This is a genomic window from Streptomyces sp. NPDC020490, from assembly GCF_044335305.1.
Taxonomy (GTDB): domain Bacteria; phylum Actinomycetota; class Actinomycetes; order Streptomycetales; family Streptomycetaceae; genus Streptomyces.
Window position 1 is genome coordinate 32,496 of sequence record NZ_JBIRUY010000034.1, and the last position, 21,686, is coordinate 54,181.

Annotated in this window: 20 protein-coding genes; 9 read left to right on the forward strand and 11 right to left on the reverse strand. The window is 72.1% G+C overall.

Annotated features, from left to right (window positions below):
* Positions 1-160: 160 nt before the first annotated feature.
* Positions 161-1,189: a glycosyltransferase family 2 protein gene (locus ACH4ZX_RS29995; protein WP_398279438.1), complete on the reverse strand. Its 1,029-nt coding sequence runs from the start codon at positions 1,187-1,189 to the stop codon at positions 161-163.
* 254 nt (positions 1,190-1,443) lie between these two features.
* Here ACH4ZX_RS29995 and ACH4ZX_RS30000 point away from each other — a divergent pair, with 254 nt between their 5' ends.
* A complete protein-coding gene (locus tag ACH4ZX_RS30000; protein ID WP_398279441.1) occupies positions 1,444-2,787 on the forward strand; it encodes an LCP family protein in 1,344 nt (447 codons plus the stop codon).
* 27 nt (positions 2,788-2,814) lie between these two features.
* Here the strand turns inward: ACH4ZX_RS30000 and ACH4ZX_RS30005 are convergent, their stop codons facing one another.
* Positions 2,815-3,372, reverse strand: coding sequence for an acyl-CoA thioesterase (locus ACH4ZX_RS30005; RefSeq protein WP_398279444.1), 558 nt, complete (start codon positions 3,370-3,372; stop codon positions 2,815-2,817).
* 119 nt (positions 3,373-3,491) lie between these two features.
* On the opposite strand from ACH4ZX_RS30005, the gene ACH4ZX_RS30010 reads away from it, so the two are divergent.
* Positions 3,492-4,775 carry an LCP family protein gene (locus ACH4ZX_RS30010; protein WP_398279447.1) on the forward strand — a complete coding sequence of 428 codons (1,284 nt, stop codon included), beginning with the start codon at positions 3,492-3,494 and terminating at the stop codon, positions 4,773-4,775.
* Positions 4,768-5,394, forward strand: a complete 627-nt coding sequence (locus tag ACH4ZX_RS30015) for an HAD-IA family hydrolase (RefSeq protein ID WP_360758735.1) — start codon at positions 4,768-4,770, stop codon at positions 5,392-5,394. Before ACH4ZX_RS30010 ends, ACH4ZX_RS30015 begins: the two co-directional genes overlap by 8 nt.
* A 32-nt stretch (positions 5,395-5,426) precedes the next feature.
* On the opposite strand, the gene ACH4ZX_RS30020 is transcribed toward ACH4ZX_RS30015, so the two are convergent.
* Complete coding sequence (locus ACH4ZX_RS30020) at positions 5,427-5,789, reverse strand: four-helix bundle copper-binding protein (RefSeq protein WP_398279450.1); 363 nt, start codon at positions 5,787-5,789, stop codon at positions 5,427-5,429.
* A 326-nt stretch (positions 5,790-6,115) separates the two neighbouring features.
* On the opposite strand from ACH4ZX_RS30020, the gene ACH4ZX_RS30025 reads away from it, so the two are divergent.
* Positions 6,116-7,807: a M28 family peptidase gene (locus ACH4ZX_RS30025; protein WP_398279453.1), complete on the forward strand. Its 1,692-nt coding sequence runs from the start codon at positions 6,116-6,118 to the stop codon at positions 7,805-7,807.
* 81 nt (positions 7,808-7,888) lie between these two features.
* On the opposite strand, the gene ACH4ZX_RS30030 is transcribed toward ACH4ZX_RS30025, so the two are convergent.
* The gene (locus ACH4ZX_RS30030) at positions 7,889-9,046 is read right to left on the reverse strand and encodes an acyl-CoA dehydrogenase family protein (RefSeq protein ID WP_398279456.1); all 1,158 of its coding nucleotides are present in this window, start codon (positions 9,044-9,046) and stop codon (positions 7,889-7,891) included.
* A gap of 187 nt (positions 9,047-9,233) precedes the next feature.
* Between ACH4ZX_RS30030 and ACH4ZX_RS30035 the strand changes: the two genes are divergently transcribed.
* Positions 9,234-10,577: a UDP-glucose dehydrogenase family protein gene (locus ACH4ZX_RS30035; RefSeq protein WP_398279459.1), complete on the forward strand. Its 1,344-nt coding sequence runs from the start codon at positions 9,234-9,236 to the stop codon at positions 10,575-10,577.
* Between the two features lie 110 nt (positions 10,578-10,687).
* Here ACH4ZX_RS30035 and ACH4ZX_RS30040 read toward each other — a convergent pair whose 3' ends face one another.
* A complete protein-coding gene (locus ACH4ZX_RS30040; RefSeq protein WP_398279462.1) occupies positions 10,688-11,188 on the reverse strand; it encodes a CGNR zinc finger domain-containing protein in 501 nt (166 codons plus the stop codon).
* 127 nt (positions 11,189-11,315) lie between these two features.
* Here ACH4ZX_RS30040 and ACH4ZX_RS30045 point away from each other — a divergent pair, with 127 nt between their 5' ends.
* A complete protein-coding gene (locus ACH4ZX_RS30045) occupies positions 11,316-11,675 on the forward strand; it encodes a VOC family protein (RefSeq protein ID WP_398279465.1) in 360 nt (119 codons plus the stop codon).
* A gap of 20 nt (positions 11,676-11,695) precedes the next feature.
* The gene (locus ACH4ZX_RS30050; RefSeq protein WP_398279610.1) at positions 11,696-12,079 is read left to right on the forward strand and encodes a VOC family protein; all 384 of its coding nucleotides are present in this window, start codon (positions 11,696-11,698) and stop codon (positions 12,077-12,079) included.
* A 105-nt stretch (positions 12,080-12,184) separates the two neighbouring features.
* On the opposite strand, the gene ACH4ZX_RS30055 is transcribed toward ACH4ZX_RS30050, so the two are convergent.
* The 4 genes from ACH4ZX_RS30055 to ACH4ZX_RS30070 all read right to left on the reverse strand — a co-directional run bounded on the left by ACH4ZX_RS30055 (position 12,185) and on the right by ACH4ZX_RS30070 (position 16,404).
* A complete protein-coding gene (locus ACH4ZX_RS30055) occupies positions 12,185-13,426 on the reverse strand; it encodes a dipeptidase (RefSeq protein WP_398279468.1) in 1,242 nt (413 codons plus the stop codon).
* Positions 13,427-13,553: 127 nt separating this feature from the next.
* Complete coding sequence (locus ACH4ZX_RS30060) at positions 13,554-14,738, reverse strand: dipeptidase (RefSeq protein WP_398279613.1); 1,185 nt, start codon at positions 14,736-14,738, stop codon at positions 13,554-13,556.
* Positions 14,739-14,743: 5 nt separating this feature from the next.
* Positions 14,744-15,268 carry a 5-(carboxyamino)imidazole ribonucleotide mutase gene (purE, locus tag ACH4ZX_RS30065; RefSeq protein ID WP_398279471.1) on the reverse strand — a complete coding sequence of 175 codons (525 nt, stop codon included), beginning with the start codon at positions 15,266-15,268 and terminating at the stop codon, positions 14,744-14,746.
* Positions 15,265-16,404: a 5-(carboxyamino)imidazole ribonucleotide synthase gene (locus ACH4ZX_RS30070; RefSeq protein WP_360758718.1), complete on the reverse strand. Its 1,140-nt coding sequence runs from the start codon at positions 16,402-16,404 to the stop codon at positions 15,265-15,267. Before ACH4ZX_RS30070 ends, purE begins: the two co-directional genes overlap by 4 nt.
* Before the next feature lie 209 nt (positions 16,405-16,613).
* Between ACH4ZX_RS30070 and ACH4ZX_RS30075 the strand changes: the two genes are divergently transcribed.
* Positions 16,614-17,132: a GtrA family protein gene (locus ACH4ZX_RS30075; RefSeq protein WP_398279474.1), complete on the forward strand. Its 519-nt coding sequence runs from the start codon at positions 16,614-16,616 to the stop codon at positions 17,130-17,132.
* Between the two features lie 205 nt (positions 17,133-17,337).
* On the opposite strand, the gene ACH4ZX_RS30080 is transcribed toward ACH4ZX_RS30075, so the two are convergent.
* Together ACH4ZX_RS30080 and ACH4ZX_RS30085 are read right to left on the reverse strand one after the other, a co-directional pair.
* The gene (locus ACH4ZX_RS30080) at positions 17,338-18,612 is read right to left on the reverse strand and encodes an ATP-binding protein (protein WP_324783132.1); all 1,275 of its coding nucleotides are present in this window, start codon (positions 18,610-18,612) and stop codon (positions 17,338-17,340) included.
* Between the two features lie 87 nt (positions 18,613-18,699).
* Entirely contained in the window at positions 18,700-19,377 is a 678-nt protein-coding gene (locus tag ACH4ZX_RS30085; RefSeq protein ID WP_225840188.1) for a response regulator transcription factor, read from the reverse strand.
* Positions 19,378-19,691: 314 nt separating this feature from the next.
* On the opposite strand from ACH4ZX_RS30085, the gene ACH4ZX_RS30090 reads away from it, so the two are divergent.
* Positions 19,692-21,188 carry an oligopeptide:H+ symporter gene (locus ACH4ZX_RS30090; RefSeq protein WP_398279479.1) on the forward strand — a complete coding sequence of 499 codons (1,497 nt, stop codon included), beginning with the start codon at positions 19,692-19,694 and terminating at the stop codon, positions 21,186-21,188.
* Positions 21,189-21,686: the final 498 nt, after the last annotated feature.

The following is a 21,686-nucleotide window of genomic DNA, read 5'->3' on the forward strand; positions in this document are numbered from 1 at the left end:
CGGAGACCGGGCACCGCGGGCGCCGCGCTAGGTCGGAGACCGGGCACCGCGGGCGCCGCGCTAGGTCGGAGGCCGGGCACCGCGGGCGCCGCGCTAGGTCGGAGACCGGGCACCGCGGGCGCCGCGCTAGGTCGGAGGCCGGGCACCGCGGGCGCCGCGGTCAGTCGGCGGCGAGCACCGCGGGGCGCCGGGAGGCGATGACCTTCTTCGCCAGTGACTTGGGGCTGGTCAGGAAGCCCCACCCCCACGACATGTGCATCGTCGCGAGGGCCACGGGTATCCGCACCCGCGCCTTCAGCGGCAGCCCCTTGCCGGCCGGGACGGACCCGAGCAGGATCGCCGCGAGGTAGCCGCCGGGGACGACGAAGCCCCAGGGGGTCAGGACGACCCCGGTCACCAGGCCCGCCGCCATCGCCAGCACCGCCGTGGGCGGGGCGAGGTAGCGCAGGTTGATGGAGCCCTCGTGGTACCGGGCGACGACGTGCCGCCAACGCCCGTAGTCCTTGTACTGCTTGGCCAGCGCCCTGACGCTCGGCCGCGGCCGGTAGGACACCCTCAGCTCCGGCGAGAACCAGATCAGCCCGCCGGCCTCCCGGATGCGGAAGTTCAGCTCCCAGTCCTGGGCGCGGATGAACTCCTCGTTGTAGCCGCCCTGTTGCTCCAGCGCCTCGCGCCGGAAGACGCCCAGGTAGACGGTCTCGGCCGGGCCCGCCTGGCCGCCCGTGTGGAAGGCGGCGTTACCGACGCCAATCTTCGACGTCATCGCTGCGGCGACCGCGTGCTCCCAGTCGTTCTCGCCCTCGGCGTGCATGATGCCGCCGACGTTCATCGCGCCGGTCTCCTCCAGCAGCCGCACGGCCGTCGCGATGTAGTCCGGCGAGAGCATGCCGTGCCCGTCGACGCGGACGACGACCGGGTGGCGGGACGCCTTGATCGCGGCGTTCAGGGCGGCCGGCGTGCGGCCGGTGGGGTTCGGGACGGTGTGGACGCGCGAGTCCTCGCGGACGAGCTCGGCGGCGATCTCGTCCGTGCGGTCCGTGGACGGACCGAGGGCGATCACGACCTCCATCTCGCCGGCGTACTCCTGCGCGAGGATCGCTTGGACGGCTCCGCGCAGATGCCGCTCCTCGTTGAGGACGGGCATGATCACAGAAACGGCGGGCAGCCGCACGTCGGGGTTGGCGTTCATCGCCCGTTACGTTACCGCGAACGGGGGACACGGTTGCGCGCCGCCGCGGGCGGAAGATCGTATCGGCCTACGGTGCTCATACATCCCACGTACGGCCGCCGCCCGGAGGTGTCCCCATGCCCACGCCGCCTCGGTCCGCCGCCCCGGTCCGCCCGCAGCGCCGCCCGCAGCCGCCGCTCCCGCGTCCGCCGCGGCGACCCCCGCGGTCGCGCGCACCGCTTCCGCCCGTACGGCGGAAGAAGCCGCGCTGGACCATGCGGGCGGCGACCACGCTGTCCGTCGTCGTGCTCGCCTCCGCCGGCATCGGACACGCGATGGTCACCAGCCTCGACCAGGACATCGCCCGGGTCGACCCCTTCAAGGACATGAAGAACCGTCCGCCGGCCGGTCACGGCATGAACGTCCTGCTGGTCGGCACCGATGGCCGCGACCGGATCACCGAGCAGGAGCGGCGCCGGTACCACCTGGGCGGCGCCCCCTGTCACTGCACCGACACGCTGATGATCGTGCACATCTCGGAGGACCGGGAGCGGGCCAGCGTGGTGAGCCTGCCGCGCGACTCCTACGCCGAGCTGCCCTCCGCCGGGGGGCGTCCCCCGCGCCCCATCAAGATCAACGCGGCGTACGCGGAGGGCGGTCCGAACCTGACCGTGCGCACGGTCGAGCGGATGACGCGCGTGAAGATCGACCACTACCTGGAGGTCGACTTCACCAGCTTCATGAAGACGGTGGACGTGGTGGGCGGGGTGAAGATCTGCACCGCCGGGCCCCTGAAGGACTCCTACACCGGCCTGGACCTGCCCGCCGGCACGCACACCCTGGGGGGCGGTCAGGCGCTGCAGTACGTCCGCTCGCGGCACGTCGACGGCGCCTCCGACCTCGGCCGGATGAAGCGCCAGCAGCGGTTCCTGGCGGCGCTGGTGGACCGGGCCACCTCCTCCGGGGTGCTGCTGAACCCGATGAAGTTCCGGGACGTGACCCGGGCGGTGCTGGGCTCGGTGCGGGCCGACAAGGGCTTCGGCACCGACGAACTGCTGGAGCTCGGCCGGGCCATGCGCGACTTCTCCCCCTCCTCCTCGGAGTTCACGACCGTGCCCATCGGCCGGATGGGATACCTCGTCAAGGGCTACGGCTCGACCCTGAAGTGGGACACCGCCAAGGCCGACGCGCTCTTCGCCCGGCTGCGCGACGACCGGCCGCTCACCGTGCACCGGCCGCCCAGCCGGGCGATGCGGGTGGAGGTGGCCCCGCAGCAGATCCGCGTCCAGGTGGAGAACGGCACCGGCACGGCGGGCCTGGGCCGGCGCGTCGACGCGGCGCTGGCGCGGACCGGGTTCCGGACCACCGGGGCGCCGGCCAACGCGGCCGAGCGCTCGCTGCGGCGGACGGTCGTCGCCTTCGACCCCCGCTGGGACCGCTCCGCCCGGTCGCTGGCGGCCGCCCTGCCCGGCAGCCGGCTGCGCCCGACGAAGGGCCTCGGTGCGACCCTGAAGGTCATCGCGGGCGCCGACTCGCACGAGGTCCGCGAGGTCCGCGGCGAGGACGCCCCGCAGCGGCAGGGCGCGGTGGTGACGGGCGACGAGGTGGTGTGCCCGTGACCGACGGTCGCCCGTCCCGCCGCGGGCTCACTCCGTGAAGCCCTCCGCCGTGCGCTTCTCGCGGAGTTCCAGGATGGCGCGGCGCCTGGCCAGGCGGTGGGTGCGGCGGATCTGGGCCTCCTGGTAGCGGCGCCGGTCCCGGTCCGTCTCCGGCAGCACCGGCGGTACGCGGCGCGGTGTGCCGTCGGCGTCGACGGCGGCGAAGACGAGGTACGCCGAGCCGACGTGGGTCGGCGGGGCGGACTCGTTCCAGCGCTCGGCCAGCACCCGCACGCCGACCTCCATCGAGGTCCGGCCGGTCCAGTTGACCTGGGCCTTCACATGGACGAGGTCGCCGACGCGCACCGGCTCGAGGAACGCCATCTCGTCCATGGACGCGGTGACGGCGGGCCCGCCGCTGTGCCGGCCGGCTACGGCGCCGGCCGCGTCGTCGACCAGTTTCATGATCACACCGCCGTGCACCGTGCCCAGGAGGTTGGTGTCGTTGTGGGTCATGATGTGGCTGAGGGTGGTACGGGAAGCGGAGGTCGGCTTACCCGGTATGCCCTGGTTGTTCGCTTCCGGGGCGGTGGCCTGATCTGTCATGGCCTCCACCTTATGCCGCGGTGCCATCCGCGGACTTTGTGTCGGGTTGGCAACAGCGGGGCCCTGATTTTCCGACGACCCTTGTAAGGACCACTGCCCCGCCCTGCACACTTGGGCCCATGAACGATTGGCCCGAGGGATGGTCCGACGAGAACCGCGGCGACCGGTACGGTCGCGGCAGCGCGAGCGCACAGCCCGAGAGCGCCCGTGTGATGCGGCAGGTCCGCCGTGCCGCCTCGGGCCCGTACCAGGGCTCCGGCCCCGCCTCCCCGCCCTACGGCGGGGTGCCGCAGCAGCCGACGTACATCGACGGCCAGGGATACGGCGGCGCCCAGGACGGCGGCCATGACGGCGGCGGTTACGACGGCGGCTACAACACCGGCCATGTCTACGGCGGGCCGGGCGGTACCGGCGGCGGGCGCCCCCGTCCCGACTGGCGCCGCCGTATCAAGTGGACGGCGGTCACCCTCTCCGTGGTGCTGGTGGTGACGACCGTCGGTACCTACTTCTGGGCCGACTCCAAGCTCAACCGCGAGGTCGACCTGTCCAAGGTCATCGACCGCCCCGAGGCCGGCAAGGGCACCAACTACCTCATCGTCGGCTCGGACAGCCGCGCCGGGCTGTCCGACGAGGACAAGAAGAAGCTGCACACCGGCTCCGCGGAGGGCAAGCGGACCGACTCGATGATGATCCTGCACGTCGGCGACAACGGCGACACGCTCATCTCGCTGCCGCGCGACTCCAACGTCACGATCCCGACGTTCCGCGGGTCCGAGTCCGGCAAGATCAAGGGCCCGCTGGGCGCCAACAAGCTGAACGCGGCCTACGCGTTCGACGGCCCGACGCTCCTGGTGCGCACGATCGAGTACAACACCGGCCTGCACATCGACCACTACGTGGAGATCGGCTTCGCCGGCTTCGCGAACATCGTGGACGCCGTCGGCGGCGTGACGATAGACATCGACAAGGGCTTCAAGGACAAGTACTCCGGCGCCGACTTCGCGGCCGGCAAGCAGACGCTGAACGGCGAGCAGGCCCTGGCCTTCGTGCGGACCCGGCACGCCTTCGCCACCTCCGACCTGCAGCGCACCAAGAACCAGCAGAAGTTCCTGTCGGCGCTGGCCCACCAGGTGGCGACCCCCTCGACGGTGCTGAACCCCTTCAAGCTGTACCCGACGATGGGCGCGGGCCTGGACTCCCTCATCGTCGACAAGGACATGGGCCTGTGGGACCTGGCGTCCATGTTCTGGGCGATGAAGGGCGTCAGCGGCGGCGACGGCACCTCGATGAACATGCCGATATCCGGTTCGGTCGGCGGCAACCTCGTCTGGGACAAGGCCAAGGTGAAGACGCTCGTGAACCAGCTGAACAACGACGAGAAGGTCACGGTCTCGAGTGAGTGACCTGCCTGGCAGAGCACCGTTCGACGCGGTGCTCTGCGACGTCGACAACGTGATCCGGTCCTACGACTCCTCCGCGCTGCACGCCCTGGAGCGCGCCGCCGGACTGGCCGAGGGCACCACCATGAAGGTGGCCTTCGCGCCGGAGACCGTGCAGCCGGTGCTGCTGGGCCACACCGACCTGCAGGAGTGGGCGCGGTCGATCGCCGAGGGCCTGACGGGACTGGCGCCCGAGGCGACGGCGTGGGAGCTGGGCACGGCCCTGCTGGAGTCGCCGTTCGCGGCCGACGCGGCCGTGGTGTCGCTGCTGCGCCGGGCGCGCACCCGCGTGCCGCTGGTGCTGGTCAGCAACGCGACGCTCCGGCTGGAGGACGACCTGGCCACCCTGGGGCTGACCGACCTCGCGGACCACGTCGTCAACAGCGCCCGCGTCGGACTCGCCAAGCCGGACCCGCGCATCTACCGCCTGGCCGCCTCCCTGGCCGGCGTCCGCCCCGGCCGCTGCCTGTTCGTGGACGACGACGAGCAGAACGCGGCGACGGCCGCCGCGGTCGGCATGCACTCCCTCCACTTCCGCGAACCGGCGGACCTGGAACGGGCGTTGGAGCCGCTGTTCGGGTGACGCCGGTCCGCGGACGCGTGGTCGCGCGGTCGTCACATGGTGGCGCCCGCCATCGTCCGGCACATCTGCGCACAGCGGCGGCACGCCTCGGCGCAGCGCGTCATCTGGGCGTCGTCCGGCATGGACATACACGCCTCGGCGCACATGTCGCACGCCTTGGCGCACAGCGCGCACATCTCGGCCGCCATGGGCGAGCGACGCATCATCATGTCGGCGCACATGCGGGTCATCTCGGAGCAGTCGATCAGCGCCCGCATGATCTGCATCTGCGCCTGGCCGCCCATCTGCATGCAGGAGCTCATCGTCTCCTCGCACACGCTGTGGCAGGCCATGCAGGCCTCGACGCAGTCCTGCATCTCCTTGCTCATGGTGCCGGCGGTTCCGGGCTGGGTCATGGCTCCTCCTGGAGGACGAAGGGACCCCGGACGGGTCCCGTGCCTCTCTGTCCTACGCCCGCCGAACGCGACACGCCATCGGGCGGACCCCAACATTCCGCACCGTAAACGCACACAGCACCCGAACCAGGTGTTCACCGCCCAGAAACGACACCCCGCACACCCCGGATCCCACAGGACTCTCGGCCTGGGGCTTGGCGTTTCGCTTGACATGTGCATGCTTGTAGGACGCCGCTACTCACCACGAGCCGACTCCGCATCGGGCGGGAGGCGGGGCACCACCACGCCCCGCCTCCCGCTTACTGCCACCTCACAAAGGACACACGGTGCTTCGAAGACTCTCCCCGACCGGCCTGTCCCTGACCGGCCTCCTGCTGGCCGCCGCACTGGGCCTCGCCGCGCTCCCCGCGAGTGCCGCGCCGGCCTCCGAAGGCCATCGCGCCGCGACGCTCTCGGCGCCGGCCGCCCTCGCCGCGACCGCCCCCGACATCGACGTGACCAAGGTCCAGGCGCACCTGACCGAACTGAACGCCATAGCCGACCGCAACGGCGGCAACCGCAAGTCGACCGGACAGGGCTACCGCGACTCGGTCGCCTATGTGAAGGGCAAGCTCCAGGCGGCCGGTTACACCGTCACCGAGCAGGCCTGCACCTCCGGCTGCGCGAGCGGCGCCGGACCCAACCTGATCGCCGAGTGGCCCCAGGGCGACTCGTCGAAGGTGTACATGTTCGGCTCGCACCTGGACAGCGTCTCCGCCGGACCCGGCATCAACGACAACGGCTCCGGCAGCGCGACCCTCCTGGAGGTCGCGCTGAAGCTCGCCGAGACGAACCCGGCGATGGCGGCGCGCGTCCGCTTCGGCTGGTGGACGGACGAGGAGCAGGGCCTCAACGGCTCGGACTTCTACGTCCGTTCGCTGACCTCCGCGCAGCGCTCGGCGATCAAGGCGTACTACAACTTCGACATGGTCGCCTCGCCCAACGGCGGCTACTTCATCAACCACATCACGTCGACCGCCGCCGCGCCGATGAAGGCGTACTGGGACTCGCTGAACCTCCAGCCCGAGGAGAACACCGAGGGGGCGGGCCGCAGCGACGACTACTCCTTCGAGAACTACGGCGTCCCCACGTCCGGTTACGCCATGGGCGCGAGCGCCCGCAAGACCTCGGCGCAGGCGGCCAAGTGGGGCGGCACGGCGGGCGCCGCGTACGACAGCTGCTACCACTCCTCCTGCGACACCACCGCCAACATCAACGTCACCGGGCTGAACCGCAGCGCCGACGGCGTCGCCTACACGCTGTGGGCGCAGGCCGTCTCGGACACCGTCCCCGCGAACGACTTCTCGATCGCGGCGAGCCCCGCCTCCGGCAGCGCCGACCCGGGCACCTCGCTGACCACCACCGTCTCCTTCAGCCCGGCCTCGGTGACCTCCGGCGCCTCGTCCACCGCGACGATCGGCGTCGGCTCCTCGGTGGCGCCCGGTACGTACGCCCTCACCCTCACCGGCACCGGCACCACCACGCACACCGCGCAGTACACGCTGACCGTCAACGGCGCGGGCGGCTGCACCGTCTCCCAGGTGATCTCCAACGGCGGCTTCGAGAACGGCACTTCGCCGTGGACCGGGGACACCGGCGCGATCGGTTCGTTCAGCGGCCAGTCCGCGCACTCCGGCACCCGCTACGCCTGGCTGGCCGGTTACGGCTACGCCGCCACCGACACCGTCAACCAGACCGTGACCGTCCCGGCGGGCTGCACCAAGGCGACCCTGAAGTACTGGCTGCACATCGACACCGCCGAGTCCGGCACGACGGCGTACGACACCTTCAAGGTCCAGGTCGACGGGACCACCAGGCAGACGTACTCCAACGCCGACGCGGCCACCGGCTACACCGAGCGCACCCTCGACCTGAGCCAGTACCTCGGCCGGCAGATCACGCTCACCTTCACGGCGACGGAGGACTCCAGCCTCCAGACCGGCTTCGTCATCGACGACGCCACGCTGACGACCGGCTGACGACCGGCTGACCACTCCTCCAGGCACGACACAGCCCCCGGCGCGGTGCCGGGGGCTGTACTGCGACCGTGCCGGGGGCCGCTAGGGAAGGTTGCGGGCCATGACGATGCGCTGGACCTGGTTCGTGCCCTCGTAGATCTGCGTGATCTTGGCGTCGCGCATCATGCGCTCGACCGGGTAGTCGCGGGTGTAGCCGTAGCCGCCGAGGAGCTGGACGGCGTCCGTGGTGACCTCCATGGCGACGTCCGAGGCGAAGCACTTGGCCGCTGCGCCCAGGTAGGTCAGATCGGCGTCGCCGCGCTCGGAGGCGGCCGCGGCCTGGTAGGTCAGGGCGCGGGCGGCCGAGATCTTCATGGCCATGTCGGCGAGCATGAACTGGATGCCCTGGAAGTCGCCGATCGGCTTGCCGAACTGCTTGCGCTCCTGGACGTAGCCCTTGGCGTAGTCGAGGGCGCCCTGGGCGATGCCGAGGGCCTGCGCGGCGATGGTGATGCGGGTGTGGTCGAGGGTCTTCATCGCCGTGGCGAAGCCGGTGCCCTCCTCGCCGATCATGCGGTCGGCGGGGATGCGCACGTTGTCGAGGTAGACCTCGCGGGTCGGCGAGCCCTTGATGCCGAGCTTCTTCTCCGGAGCGCCGAAGGAGACGCCCGCGTCGGACTTCTCGACGACGAACGCCGAGATGCCCTTGGAGCGCTTGGCGGGGTCGGTGACCGCCATCACCGTGTAGAACTCGGAGACGCCCGCGTTGGTGATCCAGCGCTTGACGCCGTTGAGGACCCAGTGGTCGCCGTCGCGGACCGCCTTGGTCTTCATGCCGGCCGCGTCGGAGCCGGCGTCGGGCTCGGAGAGGCAGTACGAGAAGCCTCCCTGGCCCTTGGCGAGCGCGGTCATGTACGTCTTCTTCAGCTCTTCGGAGCCGGAGAGCAGGACGGGCAGTGAGCCGAGCTTGTTCACCGCGGGGATGAGGGAGGAGGACGCGCAGACGCGGGCCACCTCCTCGATCACGATGACCGTGGCAAGGGCGTCGGCGCCCGCGCCGCCGTACTCCTCGGGCACGTGCACGGCGTGCAGGTCGTTCGCCACCAGGGCCTCGAGGGCCTCCTGGGGGAAGCGGGCCTCCTCGTCCACCGCGGCGGCGTACGGCGCGATCTTCGCCTCGGCCAGCGAGCGGACGGCGTCGCGGAGCATGTCGTGCTCCTCGGACGGGCGGTACAGGTCGAAGTCAGCCGATCCGGCCAAGGTGTTCACGCTCCAAAACGCTGCGTTGCCGACGCTAATTACCGTTAAGTAACACAAATTTTAGGGGTCCGCGGACGCCAGGGGTACGTGAGCTTGGCGACAGCGGGAAAACTGCCCGCCGCCTCCCCCGACTATGCTCAGGCCCGGATCACCGCCGTCCCACCGCCGTCGCCTCCTGGAGCACCCCATGGCCCTCAAGATCACCGTGATCGGTACCGGCTATCTCGGCGCCACGCACGCCGCGGCCATGGCCGAGCTGGGGTTCGAGGTGCTGGGGCTGGACGTCGACGCCGAGAAGATCGCCATGCTCCAGCGCGGCGAGACCCCGATGTACGAGCCGGGCCTGGAGGAGCTGCTGAAGCAGCACGTGGCCGGCTTCGAGGGTTCCTCGGGGCGGCTGCGGTTCACCCAGGACTGGGCCGAGATCGGCGCGTTCGGCGACGTGCACTTCGTGTGCGTCAACACCCCGCAGCGGCACGGCGAGTACGCGGCCGACATGGCGTACGTCGAGGCCGCGTTCGCCTCCCTCGCCCCGCATCTGACCGCTCCCGCCCTGGTGGTCGGCAAGTCCACGGTGCCGGTGGGCTCCGCCGACCGGCTCGCCGCCTACCTCGCCGAGCACGCGCCCGCCGGGGAGGACGCCGAGCTGGCGTGGAACCCGGAGTTCCTGCGCGAGGGGTTCGCGGTGCAGGACACGCTGCGTCCCGACCGGATCGTGGCCGGGGTGCGCAGCGAGCGGGCGGAACGGCTGCTGCGCGAGGTGTACGCGACGCCGATCGCCGGGGGCACGCCGTTCGTCGTCACCGACTTCCCCACCGCGGAGCTGGTGAAGACCTCCGCCAACTCCTTCCTCGCCACCAAGATCTCCTTCATCAACGCCATGGCCGAGGTGTGCGAGGCCGCGGGCGGCGACGTGGCCAAGCTCGCCGAGGCGATCGGGTACGACGACCGGATCGGCAGGAAGTTCCTGCGGGCCGGGATCGGGTTCGGCGGCGGGTGCCTGCCGAAGGACATCCGGGCGTTCATGGCGCGGGCCGGTGAGCTCGGCGCCGACCAGGCGCTGACGTTCCTGCGCGAGATCGACTCCATCAACATGCGCCAGCGCGGGCGGATGGTGGAACTGACGCGGCAGGAGCTCGGGGGCGGCCCGTTCCTGGGCAAGCGGGTCGCGGTGCTCGGCGCCACCTTCAAGCCCGACTCGGACGACGTGCGGGACTCCCCCGCGCTGAACGTCGCCGGGCAGATACACCTGCAGGGCGGCCAGGTGACGGTGTACGACCCGAAGGGCATGGACAACGCCCGCCGGCTCTTCCCGACGCTGGGGTACGCCGACAGCGCGCTGCAGGCCGTGCGGGGCGCCGACGTGGTGCTGCACCTGACGGAGTGGCGGGAGTTCCGGGAGCTGGACCCGGCGGAGCTGGGCGAGGTGGCGGCGGCGCGGCTGATCCTCGACGGGCGCAACGCGCTCGACCCGGTGCTGTGGCGCAAGGCCGGCTGGACGTACCGCGCGATGGGGCGGCCCACCGCGTAACGAGCCGGAGACGGACGCCGGTTCGGCCGAGGCTCAGTCGGCCGAACCGGCGTCCTGCTGCATTCTGCACCACCGGCCCCGCCCCCGGCCGGGGAACGGCCCGGCGGGCCCTACCTGGCCCGGTACCGGCGCATCTTCGCGCGGGCCCCGCACGACTGCATCGAGCACCAGCGCCCGCGTCCCGCGGGGCTGCGGTCGTAGTACGCCCAGTGGCAGTCCTCGGCCTCGCACGCCTTCAGCCGCTGCCAGGTGCCAGCGACCAGGGCCTCGGCGACGGCGGCGGCGACGCGGGAGAGCAGACAGGCGCCGTCGACGGGGGCGAGGGCGGCCGCGCCGTCGGCGGCGTCGACCGTCACGCGCAGCGGGGCCGACGCGAGCAGGTCGCCCAGGGGCGTGACCGGGGCGTGCGGCGGGTGGCCCGCGTGGGCGAGCAGCGCGGCCCGCAGCGACTCGCGCAGCTCGCGCGCCGCGGGGACGTCGTCCTCGGTGAGCGAGAAGCGCGCGCGGCCCTCCGCCGTGTCGAGCGCGTCGGCGCCCGGCCGGATGTCCAGCGTGTTCACCAAGGACTCGACCAGGGCGAGGCTCCCCGGGGCAGCCGATCTCGCACTCATGCCTGCACGCTACCTCCCGGTAAACCGCTTGCGAGGTTACCCCTTATGCGGCAGCATGCAGTAACGGTTACCGGTTACCCGGCATTGCAGGTAACGCCGCTGGTGACCACGTCTCTAGGAGGAAGCCATGGCTCTCGCCGAACTCGGCGCCGTCGTACTGGACTGCCCGGACCCCCGTGCCCTCGCCGGTTTCTACGCCGAGGTGCTGGGCGGCACCGTGGAGGGCGACGACGACTGGGTGGACCTGAGGACGCCCGGCGGTCAGACGCTGGCCTTCCAGGCCGCGCCCGGGCACGTGGCTCCCGAGTGGCCCGCGCCGGACCGTTCGCAGCAGTTCCACCTCGACCTGAGCGTCCCGGACCTGGACGCCGCCGAGAAGGGCGTGCTGGCGCTCGGCGCGAAGGTGCTGGACGCCGGGGACGGCTCGCGGAGCTACCGGGTTTACGCGGACCCGGCCGGGCACCCGTTCTGCCTCTGCGCCTGCTGACCGGGAGGACCCCTGTGACCGTGGCACGCTTCCGCTCCGTCGTCCTCGACTGCCCCGACCCGCGCGCACTCGCCCGGTTCTACGCGGGCGTGACGGGCGGCACGCCCGTGGAGGAGGACCCCGACTGGGTCGTCCTGCAGGTTCCCGGCGGGCCGCGGCTGGCCTTCCAGCGGGCGGAGGGGTACGCCCCGCCGCAGTGGCCGCGCGCGGACCGCGACTCCCAGCAGTTCCACCTCGACTTCGACGCCGGATCGACGTGGGAGGAGATCGACGCGGCCCACGAGCGGGTGCTGTCGCTGGGGGCGCGCCCGCTGGACCTGGAGGACCGGGAGAAGAAGGACTTCCAGGTGTACGCCGATCCGGCCGGGCATCCGTTCTGCCTCTGCCGGATCGAGCACTCCTGAGCCCGGCCGTCAGCGGCGCCCGGTCCGGCGCCTGCGTCTGTGCGTTCGTCGGCCGGTCCGGCGCCTGCGTCGATGCGGCCGTCGGCCGTCCCGTTCCGGCGGGCGTCAGCCGTCCAGTTCGCCGATCGTCGCCGTCGACGGCTCGCGGCGCTGCTGGGCGGCGCGGGCGGTGAAGTCGGCGCTGCGCAGCAGGCGCTGGACGTTGCCCCAGGTGAGCAGGGCGATGTCGGTCTCCGGCCAGTCGCGGCGCAGCAGCTCCGCGATCAGGTGCGGGTAGCAGGATGCGTCGCCGAGCTCCTGCGGGTGGGCGGTGCCCGCGTCGTACGTGCCGGACAGGGCGACGCAGGCCGGTCCGGCGACCGCGCGGACATGGTCGAGGTGATCGGCGACGTCCCGGACGCTCGGGCCGGTCTGCTCGGCCGTCAGCGGCACCATGCACACCCCCTCGGCCGCGCCCAGCTCGGCCAGCAGGTCGTCGGTGAGGTTGGCCGGGTGGGGGCGCAGGGAGCGGGCGGCGGAGCGGGTGAACACCACGGGCGCCTTCGAGACGACGAGGGCCCGGCGCACGGTCTCCGGGGAGGCGCCGGAGAGGTCGGCGAGGACGCCGAGCCGGTTCATCTCCCGCACCACCTCCTCGCCGAACCGGGTCAGCCCGGCCTCACTCGCCCATGACGCGCCGGACAGGGTCAGCACGCGCAGACCCAGCGAGTGCAGGGCGCGCAGGATGCCGAGGGAGTCGCCGAGGCCGGCGGCGCCGGCCGGGCCGGGCACGACGGCGACCCGGCCGCACAGGCGGGCGTCGGTGAGCTCACCGGCGGTGCGGGCCGGGCGCAGGCTCTGGGGGTGCGCTCGCGTGACGTTCTCGATCAGGTCCAGCTGCTCCAGGGTCGCGCCGATCGCGCGGTCCCCGGTCAGCCCGTCGGGCAGGTGCAGCGACCAGAACAGTGCGCCGACGTGGCCCTCGCGCATCCGGGGCACGTCCGTGTCGACGGCGCTCTCGCCGGCCTCCAGGTCGTACCAGGACAGGTGCCGCAGCGCCCAGGGCAGGCCGCTGTAGCCGTCGGCGACGGGGTGCTCGGCGAGCAGGGCGTGGGCCCGCTCGAGGGGATCCGTCGCGGCCGCCCCGCCTCCCGGCCCATGCTCGCCGCCCTCGCCGCCCTCCGCCCCGCCCGCGCCGTCGTACGCCTCGTCCTCGTCCTCGCCGTCGCCGTCGTACGGCGCGTCCTCGCCGTCGCCGTCGTACGGCGCGTCCTCGGCGTCGTAGGGCTCCGCGGGGAACGGCTTGGGCAGATCGCCGAGCCGTCCGACCTCTGTCCTGGTGTGCAGTTGGGGCTGGAGGTCTGCCATGGCGGTCTCCGTACGTGATCGGTGTCCGTACGGTCACCGTCCCACGGCGCCCGCGGGGCTTCCTGGTGAGCGGTGCGTTCGGGGGTACCGCGCGGGCCGCGCGGTCGCGGCCGGGCCAGGCAGGCGATCAGCCGTCGAGCAGGTCGATGGTGGCGTGGGACGGCGGACGGGTCGCCCGGAGGTCACGGGCCACGTCCTCCGCCGCGCCCAGCACCCGCACCGCGTTCTGCCAGGTCAGCTTGGCCAGGTCGGCCATGGACCAGCCGCGGTCGAGCAGTTCGGCCAGCAGGTTGGGGTAGCAGGAGACGTCGCCGAGGCCGTCCGGGGTGAACGCCGTGCCGTCGTAGTCCCCGCCGATGCCCAGGTGGTCGACGCCGGCGACCTCGCGCATGTGGTCGAGGTGGTCGGCGACCGTCGCGACCGTGGCGACCGGGCGCGGGTGGCGCTCCTCGAAGGCCCGGTGCAGCCGCATCGCCTCGGCACCGGTGTCCAGGTGGTGCAGGCCGTGCGCGCGCAGGTTCTCGTCGGCCGCGGCCGTCCAGTCCACGGCCGCCTGGAGCACGAACTTCGGCACGAACGTCACCATCGCCACCCCGCCGTTGGCCGGGAGACGTTCGAGGACGTCGTCGGGGATGTTGCGCGGGTGGTCGCACACCGCGCGGGAGGAGGAGTGGGAGAAGATCACCGGGGCGGAGGTGGCGTCGAGCGCGTCCCGCATGGTCGTGGCGGCCACGTGGGAGAGGTCGACCAGCATGCCGAGGCGGTTCATCTCCCGGACGACCTCGCGGCCGAAGGCCGACAGGCCGCCGACGCCGGGCTCGTCCGTCGCGGAGTCCGCCCAGTCCACGTTGTCGTTGTGGGTGAGCGTCAGGTAGCGCACGCCCAGCTCGTACAGGCCGCGCAGGGTGCCCAGGGAGTTCGCTATGGAGTGGCCGCCCTCGGCGCCCATGAGGGAGGCGATGCGGCCCTCGTCGCGCGCGGACTCCATGTCGGCCGCCGTCAGCGCGGGCGCCAGGTCCTTCGGGTGCCGCGCCAGCAGCCGCCGTACGCAGTCGATCTGCTCCAGCGTGGCCGGCACCGGGTCGGGCAGGTCCGACGGCACGTACACCGACCAGTACTGGGCGCCGACGCCGCCCTCGCGCAGCCGCGGGATGTCGGTGTGCAGGGCGGCGTCCTGGCGGACGGCGACGTCGAGGGCGTCGAGGTCGTAGCGGGCCTTCTCGCGCAGCGCCCAGGGCAGGTCGTTGTGGCCGTCGACGACCGGGAACTCGCCCAGCAGGGTCCGGGCCCGCGGCAGCGAGGGCGAGGTCATCGCGCTCACTTCCCGAAGCCGAAGCCGTTGCCGCTGCCCTCGACCTTGGCGCGCAGGCGCTTGCCCTTCTCGGTGGCCTGGTCGTTCAGCTCCTGCTGGAAGTCCCGCATGCGGGAGAGCAGGTCCTCGTCGTGCGCCGCGAGGATGCGGGCCGCCAGCAGGCCGGCGTTGCGGGCGCCGGCGACGGAGACCGTGGCGACCGGCACACCGGCCGGCATCTGCACGATGGACAGCAGCGAGTCCATGCCGTCGAGGTACTTCAGCGGCACGGGGACGCCGATGACGGGCAGCGGGGTGACGGAGGCGAGCATGCCGGGCAGGTGGGCCGCGCCGCCCGCGCCCGCGATGATCACCTTCAGGCCCCGGTCGGCCGCCTGCTCGCCGTACGCGACCATCTCGCGCGGCATGCGGTGCGCGGAGACGACGTCGACCTCGTAGTCGATCTCGAACTCGTCCAGGGCCTTGGCGGCGGCCTCCATGACGGGCCAGTCCGAGTCCGACCCCATGACGATGCCTACGACTGGGCTCATTCGGTGATCGTGCCTCTCAGGTAGCCGGCAGCGTGACGGGCGCGCTCCAGCACGTCGTCCAGGTCGTCGCCGTAGGTGTTGACGTGGCCGACCTTGCGGCCGGGCTTCACGTCCTTGCCGTACATGTGGATCTTGAGCTGGGGGTCGCGGGCCATGCAGTGCAGGTACGCGGAGTACATGTCCGGGTAGTCGCCGCCCAGGACGTTGACCATGACCGTCCACTTGGCGCGCGGGCGCGGGTCGCCGAGCGGGAGGTCGAGGACCGCGCGGACGTGGTTGGCGAACTGGGACGTGATCGCGCCGTCCTGCGACCAGTGGCCGGAGTTGTGCGGGCGCATCGCGAGCTCGTTGACCAGGACGCGGCCGTCGCGGGTCTGGAACAGCTCGACGGCGAGATGGCCGACGACGCCCAGTTCCTTGGCGATGGTCAGGGCCATCTGCTCGGCGTGCAGCGCGAGGTCGTCGTCGAGGCCGGGAGCGGGCGCGATCACGGTGTCGCAGACGCCGTTCACCTGCCGGGACTCCACGACGGGGTAGGCGACGGCCTGGCCGTGCGGGGAGCGCACCACGTTGGCGGCGAGCTCGCGGACGTAGTCCACCTTCTCCTCGGCGAGGACCGGGACGCCCGCGCGGAACGGGTCGGCGGCCTCCTCCTCGGAGTCCACGACCCACACGCCCTTGCCGTCGTAGCCGCCGCGGACGGTCTTCAGGACGACCGGGAAGCCATCGCCCTCCGCCGCGAACGCCGCGACGTCGGCCGGGTCGCTCACGATCCGGTGCCGTGGGCAGGGGATGCCGATCGCGTCGAGCCTGGCGCGCATCACCCCCTTGTCCTGGGCGTGCACGAGCGCGTCGGGACCCGGGCGCACGGGGATGCCGTCCGCCTCCAGGGCCCGCAGGTGCTCGGTGGGCACGTGCTCGTGGTCGAAGGTGATCACATCGCACCCGCGCGCGAACTCGCGCAGCGTGTCGAGGTCGCGGTAGTCGCCGACGACGACATCACCGACGACCTGCGCCGCGGAATCCTGGGGAGTGTCACTGAGGAGCTTGAACCTGATGCCCAACGGGATGCCCGCCTCGTGTGTCATACGAGCGAGCTGGCCCCCGCCGACCATGCCGACTACCGGGAACGTCACGCCCCCTAGGGTATCGGCAGCGCCGCGGTGGGCGGTTTCCGGCCGTTCCCGGCTCCCTCGCGGGCCCCCGCCACCGGCTCTTTTCCGGTTCTTTCCGCAGCTCTTGTGCACTTCTTCCGCAGCCGAGGGCACATCCGCGGGCAATCCCCCAGGGGGGTGGTTAGCATGGCCGGGTCGACCGAACCGACCCGACGGGAGCCTTCACGACCATGGAACCTGGTTCCTCCGGGCTGCGAAGGCTCACCCACGAGATCGCCAGATTCGGCGCCGTCGGCGCGCTCGGCACCGTCGTGAACTTCGGCGTGTCCAACCTGCTGTGGCACCTCACCAGCCTGCAGGCCGTGCGCGCCAACGTGATCGCGACGATCGTCGCCATCGCCTGCAACTACGTGGGTTTCCGCTACTTCACCTACCGGGACCGCGACAAGAGCGCCCGCACCCGGGAGCTGACGCTGTTCCTGGCGTTCAGCGTGGTGGGCCTGGTCATCGAGAACGGCATCCTGTACGCGGCGATCTACGGCTTCGGCTGGGACAGCTCCCTGCAGCGCAACGTCTTCAAGGTCGTCGGCATCGGCATCGCGACCCTGTTCCGCTTCTGGTCGTACCGCACCTGGGTGTTCCGCACGCTGCCGGCCGTGGAGGCCGCCGTCGCGGACGCGGAGTCGCTGCTGGGACGGGCGGAGGGAAGCGCCGCGCGACGGTCGAAGGCCGGGCAGCGCGCGAACTGACCTGCGGCGGCTGAGCCGGACGGGCGGCGCCCGATCCGGACGGGCGGCGCCCGATCCGGACGGGCGGCGGGTCACCGCACCGTCCCGCGCGGGCTGACCGGCGGCGCATGAGCCGGACCGCGGCGCACGAGCCGACCGGCAGCACACGAGCCGAACCGCAGCACACGAGCCGGACGGGCGGCGCGCGAGCCGGACGGGCGGCGGGTCACCGCACCGTCGGCTCCTCCTCGTGCGGGGGCTTCTTCAGCGGCTGCGTGCGGGACAGGAACAGCCCGAACACCGGCGGTTTCGTCTGGAGCATCTCCAGCCGTCCGCCGTCCGCCTCCGCGAGGTCCCGGGCGACCGCGAGACCGATGCCCGTGGAGTTGCGGCCGCTGATCGTGCGCTCGAAGATCCGCGCCCCGAGGTCGGCCGGCACACCGGGTCCCTCGTCGGTGACCTCGACGACCGCCTGGTTGCCGGTCACCCGGGTGCGCAGCGCCACCGTGCCGCCGCCGTGCATCAGCGAGTTCTCGATCAGCGCCGCCAGCACCTGGGCGACCGCCCCCGGCGTGCCGACCGCCTGGAGGTGCCGCTTGCCGGAGCTGACGATGGCGCGGCCGGCGCTGCGGTAGGCGGGGCGCCACTCGGCGAGCTGCTGCTGGATGACCTCGTCGAGGTCGAAGGAGACCGCGGAGCCGGTGCGCGGGTCGCGGGAGTTCGTCAGCAGGCGTTCGACGACGTCCGTCAGCCGCTCCACCTGGGTCAGCGCGACGTTGGCCTCCTCCTTCACCGTGTCCAGCTCGTCGGTGAGGGTGATCTCCTCCAGCCGCATCGACAGCGCGGTGAGGGGGGTGCGCAGCTGGTGGGAGGCGTCGGCGGCCAGGCGGCGTTCCGCGGTCAGCATGCGGGCGATGCGCTCGGCGGAGGAGTCCAGGACGTCGGCGACCCGGTCCAGCTCGGGGACGCCGTAGCGCTTGTGCCGGGGGCGCGGGTCGCCCGAGCCGAGGCGTTCGGCGGTCTCGGCGAGGTCGGTGAGCGGGGAGGCGAGCCGGTTGGCCTGGCGGATGGCCAGCAGCACCGCCGCGACGACCGCGAGCAGCGCCACCAGGCCGATGATCAGCAGCGTGCGGCCGACCTCCCGGGTCACCCTGGAGCGGGGCTCCTCGACGGTGACCGTCTCGCCCTCCTCGCCCTTGGCCGTGGCCCGGATGACCTCGCCGGACGGCCTGGCGCCGACCTCGATGGCCTGCTGCCCGGGGATCCGGATCCGGGCGTAGCGGTCCTGGGTGACCTGGCCGCGCAGCACCTCCGCGCTGACCGTGCCGTCGCCGATGAGCCGGCTGTCGACGATGCTCGCCAGCCGCTGCGCCTCGGAGCCGACCCGTTCCCGGGCGCTGTTGGTGATCGTCCGCGTCTCCACGATGACCAGGGACACACCGAACACGGCGATGACGACGAGCACCACGGCGAGCGTGGACTGGATGAGACGACGACGCACAGGGGCCCTCCGAGCAGTGGCTCTACGACGACCAGTGTGCCAAGGGCGCGACACGCGCAGCCGGAACGTCCTGTCGGGCCGGCTCTGCTAGCTCTTCTCGAAGCGGAAGCCCACGCCTCGCACGGTCGCGATGTAGCGGGGGTTCGCCGCGTCGTCGCCGAGCTTCTTGCGCAGCCAGGAGATGTGCATGTCGAGCGTCTTGGTCGAGGACCACCAGGTGGTGTCCCAGACCTCCCGCATCAGCTGGTCCCGAGTGACGACCCGGCCGGCGTCCCGCACCAGCACCCGCAGCAGGTCGAACTCCTTCGCGGTGAGCTGGAGTTCCTCGTCGCCCATCCAGGCGCGGTGCGACTCGACGTCGATGCGCACGCCGTGCGTGGCGGGCGGCTGCTGCGGCTCCGCGGCGCCGCGCCGGAGCAGGGCCCGGACGCGGGCGAGCAGTTCGGCGAGCCGGAAGGGCTTGGTGACGTAGTCGTCGGCGCCCGCGTCCAGACCGACGACGGTGTCCACCTCGTCGGCGCGCGCGGTCAGGATGAGGATGGGCACGGTGTGGCCGTCGGCGCGCAGCCGGCGGGCGACCTCCAGGCCGTCCATGCCGGGCAGCCCGAGGTCCAGCACGACCAGGTCGACGCCCCCCTGCATCCCGGCGTCGAGCGCGGTGGGTCCGTCCTCACGCACCTCGACGTCGTACCCTTCCCGGCGCAGGGCGCGGGCCAGCGGCTCCGAGATGGACGCGTCGTCCTCGGCGAGCAGTACACGGGTCATGAGGTGATGGTAGACCGCCCCGGTCAGGAGCCGCGGTGTGATCGCCATCCCGGGTTCTTACCTTTGGGCGTACCGGCACGAACCTATGGGTACGAGGTGCGATCACCGGCCGACCTTGGAAAAGTGGCGTGCGGTTCCGCCTCGGCCTGTGATTCGCGTCTCAAGTCCCTCCATTTCCGACTCTGTCCTGCCGTATGGTGAATCTACGCCTGTAGCACCGCGGGGACCTTCGGCAAGGATGTCGCTGAAGGTCTCTTTTGCGTGCGGCCGGCCACCGCCGGCCTGGGAATGAACGATCAGCAAGGACCACAACCATGGCGTCCAGCCTGACGAAGGACTCGGCGATCCCGGGCATCCCCGGTTCCGAGCGGACCTTCTTCGGCCACCCCCGCGGACTGGCCACTCTCTTCATGACCGAGATGTGGGAGCGCTTCTCCTACTACGGCATGAAGGCCCTGCTCCCGCTGTACCTGGTGGCCCCGGGCGGCCTGCATCTGAGCGCGGCGACGGCGACCGCGATCTACTCGGTGTACCTGTCGCTCGTGTACCTGCTCGCCCTGCCCGGCGGCTGGTTCGCGGACCGCGTGCTCGGCCCCCGCAGGACGGTCGCCGTGGCCGGCACGGTCATCATGCTCGGGCACCTCACCCTGGCCCTGCCGAACGCGGGCACCTTCTACGCCGGCCTCGGCCTGGTCGCGATCGGTTCCGGCCTGCTGAAGGCCAACATCTCCACGATGGTCGGCCACCTCTACGACGGCCCGGACGACCCGCGCCGCGACGGCGGCTTCACCGTCTTCTACATCGGCATCAACCTGGGCGCCTTCGCCGCGCCGCTGGTCATCGGCACGGTCGGTGAGAACGTCAACTGGCACTTCGGCTTCGCGCTGGCCGCGCTCGGCATGGCGCTGGGCCTGACCCAGTTCCTGCTCGGCGGCCGCCACCTCAGCGCCCGCTCCAGCCTGGTGCCGACCCCGCTGTCGGCGGCGGAGAAGGCGGCCACCCTGCGCAAGTCGGCGTTCTGGGCCGCGCTGGCGGTCGTCTTCTACGCGGTCGTCGGCTTCTCCGGCCACTACACGCTGAACTGGCTGCTGGTGCCGATCACCCTGGCCGGGCTGCTCATCCCGGTGCTGGTCATCGCCCGCATCAAGCGGGACCGGGAGCTGGACCGGGCCGAGCAGTCGAAGATGTCGGCGTACATCTGGTTCTTCGTCGCCGCTGCCGTGTTCTGGATGATCTACGACCAGGGCGGCTCGACGGTGTCGCTGTTCGCCGAGTCCTCGGCGGACAACACGGTCTTCGGCTGGGAGTTCCCGGTCTCCTGGTATCAGTCGGTCAACCCGGTCATGATCATGGCGCTGGCGCCGCTGTTCGCCTGGGCCTGGCTGGCGCTGGCCCGGCGCGGCAAGGAGCCGAGCACCGCCGTGAAGTTCGCGATGGGCCTGGTGCTGATCGGCGCGTCCTTCTTCCTCTTCCTCGCCCCGCTGGCGATCGCGGACGGCGGTCACAAGGCGGCCGCGCTGTGGCTGGTCGGCATCTACTTCGTGCAGACGGTCGGCGAGCTGACGTTGTCGCCGGTGGGTCTGTCGGTGACGACGAAGATGGCGCCCGCGAAGTACGCCTCGCAGATGATGGGCGTGTGGTTCCTGGCCGTCACCGCCGGCGACGCCACGACCGGCCTGCTCTCCATCGCCGGCGTCGACCTGAACAAGACGGCCATCGTGGCCCTGGAGGCCGCACTCGCCGCCGTGGCCGGCGCGGCGGTGTGGATGTACCGCCGGAAGGTGAAGGCCCTCATGGGCGACGTCCACTGACCGCCGGCCGGCGCCCGCCGGCCACCCGCGCTCCGGAGAGGGCCGCCGCACCCGACGGGTACGACGGCCCTCCGCCGTACCCGCCCACGGCGACCCTTCAGCACCTGCGCGCGCTGCGGCCCTTCAGCACCGGACCGGTGCAATGAGCCTTTCCCGCGGCCCCATCGGGCGGTGCAGCGGGCCCTGCCCCGCCCGGCATGGGCCGACGGCACGCCGCCGCCGGCGCGCACGGCAGACCCTCGCCGCCGGCACCTTCGGCAGGCCACACCAACCGGTGCAGCGGCCCGCCGCCACCGACCGCACGACGGCACTTCACCGCCGGTGCGTGCGGCAGCCCATCGCCACCGACCGGCGCAGCGGGCCCTGCCCCGCCCGGCGTGGCCGGCGGCACTCCGCCGTCGGCCCGTGCGCCGACTCCCCACCACCAAGCGGTGCTGCGGCCCACCACGGTCGGCCGCGCGACGGCACTTCACCGGTAACGCGCGGCGGCGGCCCATC